The sequence below is a fragment of the Streptomyces sp. NPDC051576 genome (assembly GCF_040681835.1).
In the GTDB taxonomy this organism is placed as follows: domain Bacteria; phylum Actinomycetota; class Actinomycetes; order Streptomycetales; family Streptomycetaceae; genus Streptomyces.
In genome coordinates this window covers 812,256-830,364 of sequence record NZ_JBFAZO010000003.1, presented here as the reverse complement: position 1 = coordinate 830,364, position 18,109 = coordinate 812,256, and the positions used below count along the sequence as shown (strand labels likewise).

11 protein-coding genes, 1 tRNA gene and 1 pseudogene are annotated in these 18,109 nt (G+C 70.9%); 1 reads left to right on the top strand and 12 read right to left on the bottom strand.

Going from position 1 to position 18,109, the window contains the following annotated elements:
- Positions 1-343 precede the first annotated feature (343 nt).
- The 4 genes and pseudogenes from AB0M63_RS13630 to AB0M63_RS13615 form a co-directional block, all read right to left on the bottom strand.
- Positions 344-643, bottom strand: coding sequence for a hypothetical protein (locus tag AB0M63_RS13630; RefSeq protein ID WP_366019463.1), 300 nt, complete (start codon positions 641-643; stop codon positions 344-346).
- Positions 644-803: 160 nt separating this feature from the next.
- Positions 804-1,412 (bottom strand): hypothetical protein, encoded by a 609-nt coding sequence (locus tag AB0M63_RS13625; RefSeq protein WP_366019462.1) that lies wholly within the window; start codon positions 1,410-1,412, stop codon positions 804-806.
- Between the two features lie 311 nt (positions 1,413-1,723).
- Positions 1,724-2,389, bottom strand: a complete 666-nt coding sequence (locus tag AB0M63_RS13620; RefSeq protein ID WP_366019461.1) for a YdcF family protein — start codon at positions 2,387-2,389, stop codon at positions 1,724-1,726.
- Positions 2,386-2,985, bottom strand: a pseudogene (locus AB0M63_RS13615) (UTRA domain-containing protein); the annotation flags it as partial. The pseudogene AB0M63_RS13615 and the gene AB0M63_RS13620, both read right to left, overlap by 4 nt.
- Positions 2,986-2,998: 13 nt before the next feature.
- Here AB0M63_RS13615 and AB0M63_RS13610 point away from each other — a divergent pair.
- Positions 2,999-3,409: a tyrosine-type recombinase/integrase gene (locus tag AB0M63_RS13610; RefSeq protein WP_366019460.1), complete on the top strand. Its 411-nt coding sequence runs from the start codon at positions 2,999-3,001 to the stop codon at positions 3,407-3,409.
- Between the two features lie 47 nt (positions 3,410-3,456).
- Here AB0M63_RS13610 and AB0M63_RS13605 read toward each other — a convergent pair.
- The 8 genes from AB0M63_RS13605 to AB0M63_RS13570 all read right to left on the bottom strand — a co-directional run bounded on the left by AB0M63_RS13605 (position 3,457) and on the right by AB0M63_RS13570 (position 18,003).
- A tRNA-Thr gene (locus AB0M63_RS13605) sits at positions 3,457-3,530 on the bottom strand.
- A gap of 157 nt (positions 3,531-3,687) precedes the next feature.
- The gene (locus AB0M63_RS13600) at positions 3,688-5,319 is read right to left on the bottom strand and encodes an alpha/beta hydrolase (RefSeq protein ID WP_366019459.1); all 1,632 of its coding nucleotides are present in this window, start codon (positions 5,317-5,319) and stop codon (positions 3,688-3,690) included.
- Positions 5,320-5,435: 116 nt separating this feature from the next.
- Complete coding sequence (locus tag AB0M63_RS13595; RefSeq protein WP_355907645.1) at positions 5,436-6,641, bottom strand: DNA polymerase III subunit delta'; 1,206 nt, start codon at positions 6,639-6,641, stop codon at positions 5,436-5,438.
- Between the two features lie 107 nt (positions 6,642-6,748).
- Positions 6,749-9,991, bottom strand: a complete 3,243-nt coding sequence (gene tmk, locus AB0M63_RS13590; protein ID WP_366019458.1) for a dTMP kinase — start codon at positions 9,989-9,991, stop codon at positions 6,749-6,751.
- A 144-nt stretch (positions 9,992-10,135) separates the two neighbouring features.
- Positions 10,136-12,958, bottom strand: coding sequence for a type I DNA topoisomerase (gene topA / locus AB0M63_RS13585; RefSeq protein ID WP_366019457.1), 2,823 nt, complete (start codon positions 12,956-12,958; stop codon positions 10,136-10,138).
- Positions 12,959-13,206: 248 nt separating this feature from the next.
- Positions 13,207-13,404, bottom strand: a complete 198-nt coding sequence (locus AB0M63_RS13580; protein ID WP_355907639.1) for a hypothetical protein — start codon at positions 13,402-13,404, stop codon at positions 13,207-13,209.
- Positions 13,405-13,500: 96 nt separating this feature from the next.
- Entirely contained in the window at positions 13,501-15,993 is a 2,493-nt protein-coding gene (locus tag AB0M63_RS13575; protein ID WP_366019456.1) for a protein kinase, read from the bottom strand.
- 489 nt (positions 15,994-16,482) lie between these two features.
- Complete coding sequence (locus tag AB0M63_RS13570) at positions 16,483-18,003, bottom strand: class I SAM-dependent methyltransferase (protein ID WP_366019455.1); 1,521 nt, start codon at positions 18,001-18,003, stop codon at positions 16,483-16,485.
- Between the last annotated feature and the right edge of the window lie 106 nt (positions 18,004-18,109).

Sequence of the window (18,109 nt, the reverse complement as noted above, 5' to 3'; positions counted from 1 at the left end):
GAACGTCCTCTGGGCACTCCTACGCGATGGACGACGCTACGAGCTCACCCCACCCAGTCCCCTCGCGGCTTGACAAACCGCATTAGGAATCAGTGAGTGCGCGAGTTGGCGAGTAGAGCGGGCTGCGTCGACGGCTCGGGTGAGTTGGGCGGCGTAGGCGTCGAGAAGAAGCGGCTTCATCTGCTGGTAGAAGGGCACTTTGTTCTGCCGGATCCAGTGTCCGATGGTGAACCGGTCTTGGCTCCATGCCGCGTCGAGCTCGGGATCGTTTCGGGCTTCGGCCGGTTGTGGGGCGAATTGAACCCGCCGACGAAGTTCAGGACGAGCAGCAGCCAGCGTTCAATCAGACTCTCGAAGCCGTGCTCGTCACCAGGCACGCCAGACCGGGCCGGTGACGCTGACCGGGCCGCCAGGAGAACCGCCGGACCGGCACCGACGCCATCGCCGGCCCGGCCGACAGGTCCTTCACCGGGACTATGACATCGGACTTCCCGACCTTCCACGTACGCGCCCATCCCGGCCCCAGATCGAGGCACCCGGTGGCCCGCTCGGGCAGCGCGTACGGCAGCGCAAGATCGTCAAGACGGCAGGCGTGAAACCACACCGGCCCGGCCGGAACATCGACGACCTGTACGTCACCCATAGCGAGAGCACACCGCAGAGCAGACGCCGTACGCGGGGGAAAACGCCCAAACAACATCAACAACCGGGCCGTACCGATACCTTGCTCAACTTGCCGAATCAAGTGCTCAGCCACGTTGACGGTTGGGCGGCTTAGCACGACCTCCGAACCGGTGGCCCCGTCAGGTTTGCTGCCCGTTTGTTGAACCCATTGGATAGTGTTCCCGAATCAAACAGTTCAGGTGTTCCCGGGCACTTTCGAGTTGGGCGGCTGTATCAGATGATTCCCGAATCAGGTAAACCAGGCTGGGAAGGAGAATACCTTCCTGAAGGGCTTTGTTGATTTCGTCTCGATGACTCAGCATCCAGGAGGTCCTGGCGTCCACCGCGTTCTCGAACTCGTCAAGCAGATCGGCGCAGTAGAGGCGCATGAGACCAAGCAGCGATCGGCGGGCCGCTTGACGGCGCTTCGCGGAGTTCCAGCGCTGTGCCAGAGGTGCCGACGAACGCATGATCCCCTCGATATCGCGCCGCGCCGCTTCGACGTATCCGGGCTTCAAGGGGATCTTGAGTAGCGGTACACGGACTGGTGTGCCGGCGTTGTTCGGGCCAGAAATGAGACGTGTGGCTCGGCTTGTGAGGTGGTGGGTTTCGAGGCGCTGAAGAGCTTCGCTGGTGTTGTTCGCGGCCTGGCACCAACCGTGCAGGATTTCATGCAGCTCCATCAGGGCCTCATGCATGTTCGGCCATGCCGGTGTGCCATTGGCACTGTCCGAAACTTTCTGCAGCATGCTGCTGGCTGCTTTGGCGACGACTGTCGCCTCAGGACCTACCGACATTCGGGACCCCCACTCAGAGTACTCAAGTCCCGTTACGCTAGGCCAGCTTCACGGCGCGAGAGAGGCGAATGATTGAATTCAGGTTGTGGCGGTCAGGCGGCGTTTGGCGGAGCATGTCCAGCCTCCTCGCCGAAGGCGCTCTGGCAGCAGGCGCTGAGCGTCAGATTGGCGAAAGCCGCCACCTGAAGCGCTCAGTCACAACAGCCCGCACCATTCGGTGCGGGCTGTCGACGTATGCGGGAGTCGGCTGATGGGTCGGCCCACTAGGTACGTTGCGCCGCGTCCGGGATGAGTCGACTCGTGAATCCCTGGTCGCGTAGACGCTCGTACGCGCCCACGACGGTACCCGGCACGGCCTGCTCGATGGCTAGACCCCAGCTCGGGAAGACGAGCACTCGTTGCAGCGCCCCCACGATCATGTCGACCACCATGCGGACGTCCCCGATGGAGTCGGCGTACTCCTCCAAGCCCATCGGCGTGGACGCGCACACCACCTCAACCTCAGGCCAGAGCTTCCGCATCATGGCGTACGAGCGCCGTTCCTCATACGGCTTGCTCACGAGCAGCACAGACGAGACGGTGACGCCGGCTTCCGCCAGCACCACTTTGCTGAACTCGATGTTCTCGCCGGTGTTCGTGGCGCACGGTTCCAGGAGTACGGCGGACTCCGGCACCCCGAGTTTCAACGCCCTCTCGTGGTAGTGGACAGCCTCGCCGCGCGGCATGCGTGCTCGGGTCGTTGGGCTGGTCGCCCCTGTGAACACGAGCACTGGCGCCATGCCCTGGGCGTACAGGTCCGCAGTCATGTCAGCCACACCGAGGTCGTGACTGCCCAACCCGACAGCCACGGAGCAGGGCCGTGGGTTGTGGTGCATGCGGTGGTAGTCCCACAGAAGTCGGGCATCCGCCCATGCCTGTGCAGGGATCACTTGCTCTCACCCTCCGTCTTCGCTGAGTCGGGCACTGTGAAGTCGTACGACCATGCGAACCGCGTCGCCGCATGCGCCCCAATGGCGAACTCAACTACGGCCCCATTGGCCGTGTACGTGGTGCGGTGCAGTTCCACCACCCACTCACCGGGCGAGAGTTGGAGTAGCTGAGCCTCTTCCGCCGTGGGCACCCGCGCGAAGAGTTCCTCGGTCATGTGGTCGATCTCGTATCCGGCGTCGTACAGGACACGGAACCCACCACCCCGCCCGGCAGGGCCCGGGGTCGGGTCGACGATGCGGGTTCCTTCGACGTGTTCGGGCCGGTAGCAGCTGGTCAGGGTGTGAGTCGGCTGCGTTCCCTCTTTCACGACCCGTGCCCGCGCGTAGACGTCGGCCCCCTCGGGCAATCCGTGAGCTGCGGCCACGGCTGCCGACGCTTTGACTCGACTGACCGTCTGGGTCTGTTCGTTCCGGCGGTACGAGCGTCCGGATGCCACGCGGTCCGCGATGAACGCGACCTCATCGCCATCCCGCCACTTCGCCTTGTCGTACCGCGCGATGCCGAGCCGCTTGAGCGGCTGTTGCTGGTGCACCACGGGGAAGGACGCCTTGAAGGAGGCGGCGGGCGACGCCTGGCAGGACTACAACCTCGTCTTCTGCCGTCCGGACGGCAGCCCCATCGACCCCCACGACGACTGGGAGGAGTTCAAGGAACTACTGGAAGAAGCTGGCATCACCGACCGCCGCCTCTACGACGGAAGCCGCCACACCACCGGCACGATCCTCAACGAACTCAAGGTCGACATGCCCACGATCATGGAGATCCTGCGCCGCACTCAGATCAGCCAGACCCGCCGCTACGTCAAGGGCCGCTCACACCTCTCCCAAGACGCCATGCGCCGCATGGGAGACACCTTCATGCCGGGCTCGGCGACTGCCCCGGAACCCCCAACTGAGACTGGAACTGAGACTAGGGACCGTCGCGCGGCCCGCTCCCGCGCCCGCCGCCGCATCCGGTAAAAGCAAAAGCCCCAGGTCACGGCGAGTGAGTCCTGAGGCTTCGGCAGAGCCGCCTTCGGGATTCGAACCCGAGACCTACGCATTACGAGTGCGTTGCTCTGGCCATCTGAGCTAAGGCGGCGCGCTGTCCGCACCATGGTGCGATCAGCAACGTCGGAAAGTCTACACAGTTTCTGGGGGTGCTCCGCACACCCCCTGGCAGCATCCCGGGCGCACCCCAGACGCACCCCCACCCCCACCGCAGCCGCAGCCGCAGCCGCAGCCGCAGCCGCCCAAAGCTACAAGCAGCGCTTCCCCCGAGCCGGCGGCGTCCCGCGGAGCAGATACGTGTTGATCGCGGAGTCGATGCAGGTGCTGCCGCGGCCATAGGCGGTGTGGCCGTCGCCGACGTAGGTGAGGAGGCGGGCCGAGGAGAGTTGGTGGGCGAGGGACTGGGCCCAGGGGTAGGGGGTCGCCGGGTCGCGGGTGGTGCCGACGACCACGATCGGGGCGGCGCCCTTCGCCTCGATGCGGTGGGGTTCGCCGGTCGCCCTGACCGGCCAGTACGCGCAGTTCAGGGAGGCCCAGGCGAGGCCCTTGCCGAAGACCGGGGACGCCTTCTCGAAGGCGGGGAGCGCCTGTTCGACCTGGTCGGTGGTGGAGAACGCGGCCGGGAGGTCGAGGCAGTTCACGGCGGCGTTGGCGAACATCAGGTTCGAGTAGCGGCCGTCGGCGTCACGCTCGTAGTAGCTGTCGGAGAGGACGAGCAGTCCCGCGCCGTCGTTCTCCTTCATCGCGGAGGTGAGTGCCTCGCGCAACTGCGGCCAGGCCGCCTCGTCGTACATCGCCGCGATCACGCCGGTGGTGGCGAGCGCCTCGCCGAGCTTGCGGCCGTCCGCGTCGCCGGTGGGGACGGGGTGTGCGTCGAGCTTCTTGAAGAAGGCCTTGAGGTTCGTCCCCACCTTGGCGGGCGTCGTGCCCTTGGCTCCGAGCGGGCAGTCGGTCTGCCGTACGCAGTCCTTCGCGAAGGACTGGAACGCCGTCTCGAAGCCCGCCGTCTGGTCGAGATTCATCCGTCGCGCGGGGAGCGAGGGATCCATCGCGCCGTCCAGGACCACGCGACCGACCCGGTCGGGGAACAGCCCCGCGTACGTCGCCCCGAGGAACGTCCCGTACGACGCCCCCACATACGTCAGCTTCCGGTCGCCCAGCGCGGCCCGCAGGATGTCCATGTCCCGGGCCGCCTCGACCGTGGAGACATGACGCAGCACGTCGGGCGAGTGGGCGCCACAGCCCTCCGCGAACTTCTTGTACTCGGCGACGAGTTCGGTGGTCTCGTGCCTGTTGTCGGGGGTGGTGTCGGTCTGGGTGAACGTGTCCATGGACCGGCCGCCGAGGCACTCGACGGGCTCGCTGCGGGCGACGCCCCGGGGGTCCATCGCGACCATGTCGTAGCGGGCGCGGACCACGGCCGGGTAGCCGATCCCGGCGTACTGCTGCAGATAGCCGACCGCCGAACCGCCCGGCCCGCCCGGGTTCACCATCAGCGAACCGAGGGGCTTGCCCTTGGCGGTGGCCTTCTTGCGGGCGACCGCGAGCCTGATGTCCCCCGCGGTCGGCTTGGCGTAGTCCAGCGGCGCCTTCATCGTGGCGCACTCGAAGCCGGGGACACCGCAGGTGTGCCACCTCAGCTTCTGCCCGTAGTACGGCGCGAGGGTGGACGGCGTCGACCGCGGCAGCGCGGCCAGCGCGACGTCCGCGGCCGGGCTCGCCGTCGTGGTCGAAGCCCCGGAGGAGCACGCCGAGACGAGCAGCGCCGCGGCGGCGAGCAGCGTGCCACCGGTCCGACGACTTCGCCGGCTTCGGTGACTTCGACGGTCCTGGCTGGGCTGAGGCTGGGTCGGCCGGCGGAGGGGGCGCCTGATCTGCATCGACCGAGCGTAACCCTGCGCGATCACGTGAATGCCCTGCGTTCGTGATCCACCCCGGACGAGTTACGCCGTCAATCTCACGCCCAAAACATCAGCCTGGCCCGCGGCCCCACTCCTCAGCCCGCTCTGAGCGCCAACGTCATCGCCTCCACCGCCAGCAGCGGCGCCACATTACGGTCGAGGGCGTCTCTGCACGCGCCGATCGCCTCGATACGGCGCAACGTGGACTCCGGGGAACCGGCGCGGGCGAGCCGCTCCAAGGCGTCCTCCGCGTCCGCGTTGGCGATCGCGACCCGGGAACCGAGCTGGAGCGCGAGGACATCGCGGTAGAAGGCGGTGAGGTCGGTCAGCGCGAGGTCGAGGCTGTCGCGCTGCGTGCGCGTTCTCCGGCGCTTCTGCTTGTCCTCCAGGTCCTTCATCACCCCCGCCGTGCCCCTCGGCATCCGGCTGCCCTGGCCCCCGCCCATCGCCGCCTTCATCTCCTCGGTCTCCTTGCCGTCCACCTCCTCGGCCAACTGCTTCGCGTCCTCGGTGGCGGCGTCGACCAGCTCCTGAGCGGCCTTGAGGCAACCGCCGACGTCCTCGACGCGCAACGGCAACTTCAGTACGGATGCCCGGCGTGCACGCGCGGCCGGGTCGGTGGCCAGTCGGCGGGCCCGGTCGACATGGCCCTGCGTGGCACGCGCGGCGGCCGCGGCCACGTCCGGTTCGATGCCCTCCCGGCGTACGAGCATGTCGGCGACGGCGTCCACGGAGGGCGTGCTCAGGTTCAGGTGGCGGCAGCGGGAGCGGATCGTGGGCAGGACGTCCTCGATCGAGGGGGCGCACAGGAGCCAGACCGTGCGGGGGGCGGGCTCCTCGACGGCCTTGAGGACGGCGTTGGCCGACTTCTCGTTCAGCCGCTCGGCGTCCTCGACGAGGATGATCTGCCAGCGGCCGGTGGCCGGCGAGGTGAAGGACTTGCGGACCGTGTCCCGCATGTCGTCGGCGAGGATCTGGCTGCCCACGGCGGCGACCGTGGTGACGTCGGCGTGGGTGCCGATCAGCGCCGTATGACAGCCGTCGCAGAAGCCGCAGCCGGGGCTGCCGCCCAGTGCGCGGTCGGGGCTCACGCACTGGAGGGCGGCGGCGAAGGCCCGCGCCGCCTGGTTGCGTCCCGCGCCGGGCGGTCCTGTGAACAGCCAGGCGTGCGTCATCTTCGACGCCTCCGGCGGGGCCGTGCCGGTGGTCGCCGCGGTGACGAAGGCATCGGCGTCCCGAGCGGCGGCGTCCAGCTGCTCGCTGACCTTCTCCTGCCCCACCAGGTCATCCCACACGGTCATGGGTCACCGGCCCTTTCGTCACGCTTCGGGTTACGCGATCCATTGTGCGGGCCGGCACTGACAACGAGGTCCGGCGCCGGTGCGAAACACCCCGGCCCCCGTCGGCGTCAGCCCCTGCGCCCCCGGCCTCGGCCCCGCCCACGACCCGTGTCGTCGTCGTGGTCGAAGTCGCCGGCGTCACGCGGGCCGAGCAGTTCGTCGGCCAGGGAGGGCAGGTCGTCCAGCGGAGTCTCCTCGGCCCAGTCGGGTCGCGGCCGGCGCCGGGGGGTGCCCTGCTCGTCGACCTGGGGCAGCTCGCGGGTGCGGTCCTCGCCCCGGTCGGCCGGGCGCTCGTCCCGGAAGAAGCCTTCGGGCATCCGGTCCGACGGGCCCTCCTCGCGCACCGGCGGCAGCACCGCGGTCTCGTCCGAGGCCCCGACCGGCGGCAGTACGGCCGTCTCCTCGGCGGAGGACACCGGCGGCAGGACCGCCGTCTCGTCGGCGGCCCCCGCGGGAGCGGGCGGCTGCGGCAGCTCGGCCGTCACCTCGGAGTCGCGCTCGGGTGCCTCGGAGTCCCCGGACACCGACCGCAGCACAGCGGTCTCGTCACGGTCGCTCGATCCCACCGGTCGCAGCACAGCCGTGTCGTCCGCCGATCGCCCGCCCGCATCCGACGGCTTCACCATCGGCGTCTGCACGGTCGACTCCTCGGGCCTGACCTCCGGAGCGGCGGGAGCGGTCGGCTGCCGGGCGGCGACCTCCGCGGCGGCAGCGGCCTCGGCCGCCAACCGGCGGGCCTCCTCGGCCGCGAGCAGTGCCGCCTCGGCCTTGCGCTGCTTCTCGCGGCGCCGCTCCTCGGCCTCGGCGCGCAGCCGGGCCTCCTCCTCGGCCTGCTTGCGCAGCCGGTCGGCCTCGGCCCTGCGGCGAGATTCCTCGGCGGCGCGGGCCTCCTCCTCGGCGAGGAGGCGGGCCTTCTCCTCCTCGGCACGCCTGCGGGCGTCCTCGGCACGCTGCCGGGCCTCCTCGGCCTGGCGCTCGGCCTCGCGGCGCTGGGCCTCCTCCAGCTCGCGCCGCTTGCGCTCCTCCTCCTCGGCGCGCAGTTGGGCGAGCCGCTCCTGACGCTCGCGCTCCAGGCGCTCCTCCTCGGCCTTGCGGGCGGCCTCTTCCTCGGCCTTGCGGCGGGCCTCCTCCTCGGCGGCCTTGCGCGCCTCCTCCTGGGCCTTGATCTCGGCCTCGGAGAGCGGCAGGACCGTGTCGAGGCGGTGCCTGATCACGGTGGTGACGGCCTCGGGCTCCTGGCCGGCGTCGACCACCAGGTAGCGGCCGGGGTCGGCGGCGGCCAGCGTGAGGAAACCGGACCGTACGCGCGCGTGGAACTCGGCGGGCTCCGACTCCAGTCGGTCCGGCGCCTCCGTGAACCGCTCGCGGGCGGTCTCGGGGTCTACGTCCAGCAGGACGGTCATGTGCGGGACGAGTCCGTCGGTCGCCCACCGGTTGATGCGGGCGATCTCGGTCGGGGAGAGGTCGCGGCCCGCACCCTGGTAGGCCACGGACGAGTCGATGTAGCGGTCGGAGATGACGATCGCGCCCCGCTCCAGGGCGGGTCGTACGACGGTGTCGACGTGCTCCGCGCGGTCGGCCGCGTACAGCAGGGCCTCCGCGCGGTGGGACAGTCCCGCCGACGACACGTCGAGCAGGATCGACCGCAGCCGCTTGCCGACCGGTGTCGCCCCGGGCTCGCGGGTCAGCACGACCTCGTGTCCCTTGCCCCTTATCCACTCGGCGAGGGCCTCGGCCTGGGTGGACTTCCCGGCGCCGTCACCGCCTTCCAGGGCGATGAAGAAGCCGGTGGTCGCGGGCACCGTGTCGGGGTCGTCGCCGCCGAGCAGCGCGTCCCGCAGATCGTGCCGCAGCGGCACTCCGGAGCGGTCGTCGACCTTGGCCAGCACCAGCGCGGCGACCGGCAGCAGCAGCGCGCCGACCAGCATCAGCGTGAACGCGGCACCGCCGTGCGCGAACACGAACTTGCCGTTCTCCAGGCGGTGCGGGCCGATGAGCGCCGCCACCAGGGGGGCGATCAGCGCGCCGAGTGCCACACAGACCCGTACGACCGCGTGCAGGTGCTCGGTGGTGCGGGCCCTGCGGTAGTCCTCGGCCTCCTGGTCGAGGAGGGTGTGCCCGGTGTTGGCGGCCACGCCCGCGCCGATGCCGGCCAGCGCGACGATCAGCAGCACGGTGGTGACGTCCGGGACCAGGCCGGCGGCGAGCAGCGCGATGCCGGTGAAGGCGATGGCCAGGGTGAGCATCCGGCGCCGTGACAGCGTCGGCAGCATCGCGGGCGCCGTACGGATGCCGACCACGACCCCGCCGGTCAGTCCGAGCACCAGCAGCCCGAAGGTCACCGGGCCGCCGTGCAGATCCTTGGCCTGGAGGACGGATACGGCGACGGCGGCGGAGATCGCCCCGGCGACGGCCGCGCAGGCGACCACGAGGAGCGCGATCGCGCCCGTACGGCCCTTGTCGACGCCGGTGCCCGTCCTGGGGCGGCGCAAGCCTTCGAGCGGCGACCGCGCGCGCGGGGTGCGGGTGGCGGGGAGTTCCAGGGCGGTCAGCACGGAGAGGGACGCGGCGAACAGTCCGGCCGCGACGTACGAGGCGAGTGCCGCCTGGTGCTGGGCGAACCAGGCGACGCCCGTGCCCAGCAGGTTGTTGAGCAGGGCCGCCACGACGAGGGCCGCGGCGGCGAGGGGGATCGCCACGAAGCCCGTGCGCAGAGACAGCCGTCGTAGGGCGTCCATGTGGTCGGGCAGCGGCCGGACCGTGGCGCCCTCCAGCGGCGGGGCGGGCAGCAAGGCGGGCGCCGCGCTCTCGCGGCACACCGTCCAGAAGCGCTCGGCGACTCCGGTCACGAAGGCGGTCACCAGGAGCACGGCCAGTGCGTTGTCCGGAGTCCAGTCGATCCACAGCGGGGCGACGATCAGCAGCGCGGCCCGCAGACCGTCCGCGCCGACCATGGTCCAGCGCCGGTCGAGGGGCCCCTCCTGGGAGGTGAGCGAGCTGAGCGGGCCGAGCAGCACCGCTCCGAAGAGCAGCGTCGCCAGGATGCGCGCGCCGAAGACGATCGCCACCGCGAACGCCACACCCCGATAGCCGCCGCCGAAGGAGCCCTGGAGGATGGCCGCCTGGAACGCGAGCACGACCAGGACCAGCAGGGCGAGGGTGTCGCCGACCCCCGCCACGAACTGTGCGCTCCACAACCGCTTGAGCTGCGGTTGGCGCAGCAGGGCGCGGACGGCACGCTCGCGGGAGTCCGCGACAAGGGCGTCGTCTGGGGCCGGCTGGTGGGCCGTTGGCTGCTCGGCTGGCGTCATGCTTTCAGCCTATCGGCAGCCACCGACAACCAGCCGCGCACGCCCGGACCTGCACACGCCCCGACACCAAAGTGATGCCGGGGCGTTCGTTTCACGACCTTGCGGTGCAGGAAGCGTGCCCTCTCACGACGACACGACGAGGTGTCAGTCCTCGGACGTCACCTTGGAGGCGGCCGTCTTCTTGGCCGTCGTCTTCTTCGCGGCGGCCGTGGTCGTCTTCTTCGCGACGGCCTTCTTGGCCGTCGTCGCCTTCTTCGCGGGCGCCTTCTTGGCCGCGGTCTTCTTCGCCGGGGCCTTCTTCGCCGTCTTCTTGGCGGGCGCCTTGGCCCGCTTCTCGGCGAGCAGTTCGTAGCCGCGCTCCGGGCTGATCTCCTCGACGCTGTCGCCGGAGCGCAGGGTCGCGTTGGTCTCGCCGTCGGTGACGTACGGTCCGAAACGGCCGTCCTTGACGACGACGGGCTTCTCGCTGACCGGGTCCACGCCCAGTTCCTTCAGCGGCGGCTTGGCGGCGGCCCGGCCGCGCTGCTTGGGCTGGGAGTAGATCTCCAGCGCCTCTTCGAGGGTGATCGTGAAGAGCTGGTCCTCGGTCTGCAGCGAGCGGGAGTCCGTGCCCTTCTTGAGGTACGGCCCGTAGCGCCCGTTCTGGGCGGTGATCTCCACGCCCTCGGCGTCCTTGCCGACGACGCGCGGCAGCGACATCAGCTTGAGGGCGTCGGCGAGCGTCACCGTGTCGAGGCTCATCGACTTGAACAGCGAGGCCGTACGCGGCTTGACGGCGTTCTTGCCGGTCTTCGGGGTGCCCTCGGGGAGCACCTCGGTGACGTACGGGCCGTAGCGGCCGTCGCGGGCGATGATCTGGTGGCCCGTCTCGGGGTCGGCGCCCAGCTCGAAGTCGCCGCTCGGCTTGGCGAGCAGTTCCTCGGCGTGCTCGACGCTCAGCTCGTCCGGCGCCAGGTCCTCGGGCACGTCGGCGCGCTGGTGGTTCTCGGAGTCCTTCTCGCCGCGCTCGACGTAGGGGCCGTAGCGGCCGACGCGGAGCATGATGTCGTTGCCGACCGGGAAGGACGACACCTCGCGGGCGTCGATCGCGCCCAGGTCGGTGACGAGTTCCTTGAGGCCGCCCAGGTGGTCGCCGTCTCCGTTGCCCGCCTCGGCGGCGCCGGTGGCCTCGCCCTCGCCGAAGTAGAAGCGCCGCAGCCACGGCACGGCCTGTGCCTCGCCGCTGGCGATGCGGTCGAGGTCGTCCTCCATCTTGGCGGTGAAGTCGTAGTCGACGAGCCGCCCGAAGTGCTTCTCCAGGAGGTTGACCACGGCGAAGGACAGGAAGGACGGCACCAGGGCCGTGCCCTTCTTGAAGACGTAGCCGCGGTCGAGGATCGTGCCGATGATCGACGCGTACGTCGACGGGCGGCCGATCTCGCGCTCTTCGAGCTCCTTGACGAGGCTGGCCTCGGTGTAGCGGGCCGGGGGCTTGGTGGCGTGCCCGTCGACCGTGAGTTCCTCGGCGGTCAGCGCGTCGCCCTCGGCGACCTGGGGCAGCCGGCGCTCGCGGTCGTCCAGCTCGGCGTTCGGGTCGTCCGCGCCCTCGACGTAGGCCTTCAGGAAGCCGTGGAAGGTGATCGTCTTGCCGGAGGCGCTGAACTCGACGTCCCGGCCGTCGGACGAGGTGCCCGCGATCTTCACGGTGACGGAGTTGCCGACCGCGTCCTTCATCTGGGAGGCGACGGTCCGCTTCCAGATCAGTTCGTAGAGCCTGAACTGGTCACCGGTCAGGCCGGTTTCGGCGGGAGTGCGGAAACGATCACCCGAGGGGCGGATCGCCTCGTGCGCCTCCTGGGCGTTCTTGACCTTCCCGGCGTACACGCGCGGCTGGGCCGGCAGGTAGTCGGCGCCGTACAACTGCGTCACCTGGGCGCGGGCGGCGGTGACCGCCGTCTCGCTCAGGGTCGTGGAGTCCGTACGCATGTAGGTGATGTAGCCGTTCTCGTACAGCTTCTGCGCGACCTGCATCGTGGCCTTCGCGCCGAAGCCGAGCTTGCGGCTGGCCTCCTGCTGGAGCGTCGTCGTACGGAACGGGGCGTACGGCGAGCGTCGGTACGGCTTCGACTCGACGGACCGTACGGCGAACCGCGTGTCCTCCAGGGCGGCGGCCAGCGCGCGGGCATTGGCCTCGTCGAGGTGGAGGGTGTTCGCGCTCTTGATCTGCCCCAGGGAGTCGAAGTCGCGGCCCTGGGCGACGCGCTTGCCGTCGACGGCCTGGAGGCGGGCGACGAGGGTCGACGGGTCGCTCGCGTCACCGGTCCTGCCGGTCCCGAAGGTGCCGGTCAGGTCCCAGTACTCGGCGGAACGGAAGGCGATGCGCTCGCGCTCGCGCTCCACCACGAGCCGGGTGGCGACGGACTGGACACGGCCGGCCGACAGGCGCGGCATGACCTTCTTCCACAGGACCGGCGAGACCTCGTAGCCGTAGAGGCGGTCGAGGATACGGCGGGTCTCCTGGGCGTCGACCATGAGCTGGTTGAGGTCGCGCGGGTTGGCGACGGCGGCGCGGATCGCGTCCTTGGTGATCTCGTGGAACACCATGCGCTTGACTGGGACCTTGGGCTTCAGGACTTCGAGAAGGTGCCACGCGATGGCCTCGCCCTCGCGGTCCTCATCGGTGGCGAGGAAGAGTTCGTCGGAGTCCTTGAGCAGGTCCTTGAGCTTCTTGACCTGGGCCCGCTTGTCGGCGTTGACCACATAGATCGGCTCGAAGTCGTGCTCGACGTCCACACCGAGGCGGCGGACCTCGCCGGTGTACTTCTCGGGCACCTCCGCGGCGCCGTTGGGAAGGTCACGGATGTGCCCGACGCTCGCCTCGACGACATATCCGGGGCCGAGGTAGCCCTTGATCGTCTTCGCCTTGGCAGGGGACTCGACGATGACGAGTCGGCGGCCGCCGTGTGCGGTCTCGCTGGTCGGGGACAACTTCGCTCTTCTCTCCGGTCGACGCTGGGGCCTCCCCTGGGGGCTCTCGCCCCTGGGTCGGGTCATGGTGACGCTGCGGAGTGTGACGGTACATCCCGCCCCCGTGTCAAACGGGAAAAGCCCGCAACGGCCACTCGAACGGTAACCCGACTACCGCCATTCCTGCCGCCCGGAGTCCCCACCGGCCTTTTCCGGGCCATCCGGAGGGTGATCCGCCGTTTACCCGCGCCCCAGCTCGGGGGTGGTGCTCAGACGTGCAGGAAGCACCAGGTTCCCAGGAGCAGGGCGACTACGGCGACGAGGCTCGCGAGGGTCGCCGATGCGACCGGGTTCACACCCTGGGCGACGGGTTCGCGGTGCCGCACCCTGACCACGGTCCACAGCAGCAGCGCGCCTCCGAACAGGGCGAACACCAACCCCGCGAAGATCGCCGGCCCGCTCTCCATGCGTGTCCCCTCCCGACCCGGATACCCCGGTCCGGGAGGCTGGCACCCGTGGGCGACGGGCAGGCCAACCCCCGGTGAATTCGCGGCGGACGGCCCTCAGGCGGCCGTGCCGGAGGACGATATCGCCCCGGTCGTCCGGGAGCGATCGGCTTCCCCCACCGTGCACACGACCGAGTTGAATCCGGCCTTCCAGTTGGTCTCGTCGGACAGATACCCGAAGACGGAACGGTCCGCTCCGGGCGCCCAGGTCGACTCGAACTTGTTGCCGCACAGCTTGTTCCCCTGCTGCAGCGCCTCGTCGAACGCCATGGTCCTCGGGGCCGACACGAAACCGATCACCTGGTCGGTGTGCTCATCGGCACAGTCGGTCAGGGTCGCGGTGAAGTAGGTCTTGTGGTCGACGTACAGCCAGCAGTCCCCGATGCTCATCTCGGTGGTCCACACGTTCGACTCGGTGCTCCGGAAGCGTCCTATCTCGCCGCCGATCGGCACATGGCGGCCGAGTACCAGACACGCCGTACCGCCCCCGGCCGCGCCGAAGCCCGCCTCCGTCGGGGTGAGCGCGTACACGTCCGCGTCGGCCAGGGAGTCGGCCGTCGCCTTCGCCCGGCCGGCGCACCGCTCGGCTCCGTGGTCGCGGGCGTCGGCGAAGTCGGTCGCCGTGTCGACCGCCATCACCTGGCCGTCCGGATCGTCGTGCGCACAGCTCACGACCCCGAGGTTGGGCCGCGACCTGAACGCCGTGCCGGTCCACACCGCGTGCACGCAATCGCCGGTCTGCAGCGCCTTCTTGAGACCGACGTCCGCGCCGTACGGATACTCGGAGCCCGTCGGCGACGACGACACGGACGGGGACGCCTTCTTCGTCGCCGCCGTGTCCTTGTCGCCGGTCAGCGTGGTCGCCGCCCACACCCCACCGGCGATCACCAGCGCGACGGCCACCACGAGAGCGACGATCGCCGCGACCGGCTTCCGCCGTCCCGGGCCCCCACCCGGCGGACCGGCGGACCCCGGGCCGCCCGGATACGTCGGCCCCTGACCGCCCGCGTACGGCGGCGGGAGCACGCTGCCCTGGTGGGACTCCTGCCGGGACCCCTGGTAGGCGCCCTGGTAGGACATCGTGGGGCTGTTCGCGTACGGATTCCACTGGCCGTACGCCCCACCCGAACCGGCCTGCCCCTGCGGGGCGTACGGCGATGCGGCGCCCTCCGGCGTGTTCGGTGTGTTGGGGGTCGGTGGGCTGACGGGAGTCTGCGGGGTGTGTGGGACGTACGGGGCCCCTGAGGCCTGCGGGCTGTACGGCGTACCTGGCGTCGGTCGGCCCGCGGGCGTGGAGCCCCCGAGACCGGCCTCGGGCGGGTCGCCGTACGGCGCGGGGTCGTGGTGGGTGGCGCCCGGTCCTCCCGGCGTCTGCGGGGCGTAGGGGCCGCCCGCGTAGGGGCCGCCCACGGCGTATCCGGGCGGTCCACCCGGGAGGTGGCCCGGAGGCCCGCTCGCGACCTGGCCGGGCGGACCGTCACCGACAGGCCCGAGCGACTGATCGGGCGTGGACCGGCCGCCGGCCGCGGCGCCGAAGCCGCCCGGCGGCGCGCCGAAACCGCCGTCCCGTGCCGGATCGAAGCCACCCGCCGCAGGGGCGAACCCGTCCGACGCGGCGGCGAACCCGTCCGGTGTCCGGCCGAAACCGCCCGGCATCGGTGTGTGCCCCGGAACCGGACCGGCCGACAGCGCGACCCGCTCCAGGCCGTGTGCCGCCGTCTCCGGTGTCGACCTCAGTACCGGGTCCTTGACCAGCAACCTCTGGAGTACGGGCGCCAGTTCGCCCGCGCGGACGGCGGGCGCGGGCTCCTCGCCGAGCAGGGCCGTGAGGGTCGCGTAGTCGCCGTGGCGGTCGAAGGGGCCGCGGCCCTCGACGGCGGCGTACAGCGTGGCACCCAGGGAGAACAGGTCGGCGGCCGGGGTGGGCGGCTCGCCGCGGGCCCGCTCGGGGGCGAGATAGCCGGGTGTGCCGAGGATGCCGGCAGTGGCGGTGAGCCGGGGTTCGCGGGACTCGGGCTGAAGGGCGATGCCGTAGTCGGTGAGCAGCACGCGCGCGTACGGATCGCCCGAAGCGTTCGGTGCCAGAAGGATGTTGGCCGGTTTCACATCCCGGTGCAGGATGCCGATGCGGTGCCCGGCGGTGAGCGCGTCGAGGACGGCGAGCCCGATGCGGGCCACCTGGGCGGGCGGCAGTGGCCCGGAACGCCGTACGACCGCCTGGAGGTCGACGCCGTCCGGGACGTACTCCATGACGATCCAGGGCAGGCCCTCGTGGATCACCACGTCGTGCACGGTCGCCACATGCGGGTGGCCGCGCAGCCGGGCGGCGTGCCGGGCCTCGCTGCGGGCCCGCGCGATGCGGTGCGCGGGCTCGCTCGCGTCCCTCGGGACGTCCGGCAGCGAGATCTCCTTGACGGCGACCTCGCAGGCCAACTCCTCGTCGTACGCGAGCCATACGCGGCCCATGCCACCCGCGCCGAGTGTGCGCAGCAGCCGGTACCGCCCGTTGATGACCCTGCCCTCGCCCTGATCCGGCGTATCCCCAGCCATCACGCCTCCCCCGAGACGGCGCGCCTCCCCCGAGGACGCGTGGAACCTGTCTCCGAAGGTAGCCTCGCACCCGCCACTGACATCAGGGCTTTTCCGCACCAATCCGATCGATCCCGCCGGACGGGGACACATGCGCCCCAGCGGTGCGGACCGGCCTCAGGCGTGACGGGGCGGGGAGGCGGGGTCCGATCCGCCTGGCGGACGGGGCAGCCTTGGTGGCGGTCGGGAAGGCCTGCGGGCGAGGCCGTCGCGGGAACGGTCGGAGGCACGCGGGCGCAACTCCGGATCGGCATCGCCCGCCACGAACAATCGGCCCGCCTCTCCGTCCACCGTTCCCGGCCGAGTGTGATGCGCCTCCCAGGGACGACGACCCGGCGGGGAGGGCCGCCCGCCCAGAACCGGAAACGGTCGCCCCCGGAGGCGGGATCGCGCCTCGGCCTCGCATCGCACCCACCGTTGCCCCCGTGGTGGGTCAGCCGTCGGAGCAGTTCACCCCACCGGCTCCAGGAACCCCTGCTCCACCAGCAGCCGGATCTGCGCCGGTGTCCGGTCGCGGAGCAGGACCGGGTCCTCGCCGACGAGTTGGGCGATGGCATCGAGGATGCGGCCCGCGCTCAGCGTGCCGTCGCAGACGCCGGCGAAGCCCGCGCCGACCGTGTCGACCTTGGTGGCCCGGCGCATGCCGCGGTGCTGCCGCAGCACGACGTGCTCGGGGTCCTCGGCGCCGGGCAGCCCGACCTGTTCCTGGATGACCTCGGCGGCGAGCCTGAAGTGGGCGGCGAGCAGCGCCGCGTCGTCGTGGGCGCGCAGATAGTCCACGCGGTCGAAGTGCACCCGCACGGTGTCGCCGAGCGGCTGCTCGACCGGGTGCGGCCACTCCTCGACGGTGATCGAGGGCACCTCGGACCCCGTCCTGCGCAGCGTGATCCAGCCGAAGCCCACGGCCTTGACCTTGCGCGCCTCGAACTCGTCGAGCCACGCGTCGTAGAGCGCCTCGTACGCGGTCGTGTCACCCCGGTGGTCGCCGGCGTCCCTGAGCCACAACTCGGCGTACTGCGTGACGTCCTGGACCTCGCGCTGCACGATCCACGCGTCGCACCCGCGCGGCACCCAGGACCTGAGCCTGTCCTGCCAGTCCTCCCCCTCCACGTGCTGCCAGTTGGCGAGGAACTGCGCGAATCCGCCCTCGCGCAGCCGGTCCCCCGCCTCCTGAACGAGCGACCGGCACAGATCGTCCCCGCCCATCCCGCCGTCGCGGTAGGTGAGCCGGGCGCCCGGCGAGATCACGAAGGGCGGGTTCGAGACGATCAGGTCGTACGTCTCGTCGTCCCGGACCGGCTCGAAGAGCGAACCCTCGCGCAGGTCGGCCGCCGGTGCCCCGGAGAGCGCCAGGGTGAGCGCGGTGATGTGCAGGGCGCGCGGGTTGAGGTCGGTGGCCGTCACGCGCGTGGCGTGCCGGGCCGCGTGCAGCGCCTGGATGCCGGAACCGGTGCCGAGGTCGAGCGCGGCGGCGACCGGCGTCCGTACGGTGATGCCCGCGAGGGTCGTGGACGCGCCGCCCACCCCGAGGACGACGCCTTCGTCACGGCTGCCGATCCCGCCGGCGCCGCCGACCGCGCACCCGAGGTCGGACACGATGAACCAGTCCTCGCCCCCGGGCCCGCCGTAGGGCCGTACGTCCACGGTGGCGGCCACCTCGTCGCCGCCCACGGACGTCAGCCAGCCGCTCTCCAGACACGCGGCGACGGGCAGCACGTCCGCCACGCGTGCGTGCGGCACGGGCTGCTGGAGCAGGAACAGCCGGACCAGGGTCTCCAGCGGGGTGTCGCCCCGGGTCGCCCGGAGGGCCGGCACGGTCTCGCTGCGGGCCAGCGCCGCGTACGCGGGGGCGCCGAGCAGGTCGAGGAGTCCGTCGGCGGTGAAGGAGGCGCCGAGCAGGGCGTCCCGGAGCCGGGCGGCGACCTCCGGGCCGTCGGATACGGGCAGCGTGGGCAGGGTGGAGTTACTCACACACCCATTGTGGCCGTTCGGACGGACAACATGCCCGCGCGTGCGAAGGCCCCGGCACGCACGCGTACCGGGGCATCTTTCAGTGACTGAAAGATCGCCCACTACG

What these genes read in the sequence shown, in the direction of transcription:
- AB0M63_RS13630 (WP_366019463.1), bottom strand. Translation starts at nt 643, where the DNA reads ATGGGTGACGTACAGGTCGTCGATGTTCCGGCCGGGCCGGTGTGGTTT.
- AB0M63_RS13625 (WP_366019462.1), bottom strand. Translation starts at nt 1,412, where the DNA reads ATGCTGCAGAAAGTTTCGGACAGTGCCAATGGCACACCGGCATGGCCG.
- AB0M63_RS13600 (WP_366019459.1), bottom strand. Translation starts at nt 5,319, where the DNA reads ATGCAGATCAGGCGCCCCCTCCGCCGGCCGACCCAGCCTCAGCCCAGC.
- AB0M63_RS13595 (WP_355907645.1), bottom strand. Translation starts at nt 6,641, where the DNA reads ATGACCGTGTGGGATGACCTGGTGGGGCAGGAGAAGGTCAGCGAGCAG.
- tmk (WP_366019458.1), bottom strand. Translation starts at nt 9,991, where the DNA reads ATGACGCCAGCCGAGCAGCCAACGGCCCACCAGCCGGCCCCAGACGAC.
- AB0M63_RS13580 (WP_355907639.1), bottom strand. Translation starts at nt 13,404, where the DNA reads ATGGAGAGCGGGCCGGCGATCTTCGCGGGGTTGGTGTTCGCCCTGTTC.
- AB0M63_RS13575 (WP_366019456.1), bottom strand. Translation starts at nt 15,993, where the DNA reads ATGGCTGGGGATACGCCGGATCAGGGCGAGGGCAGGGTCATCAACGGG.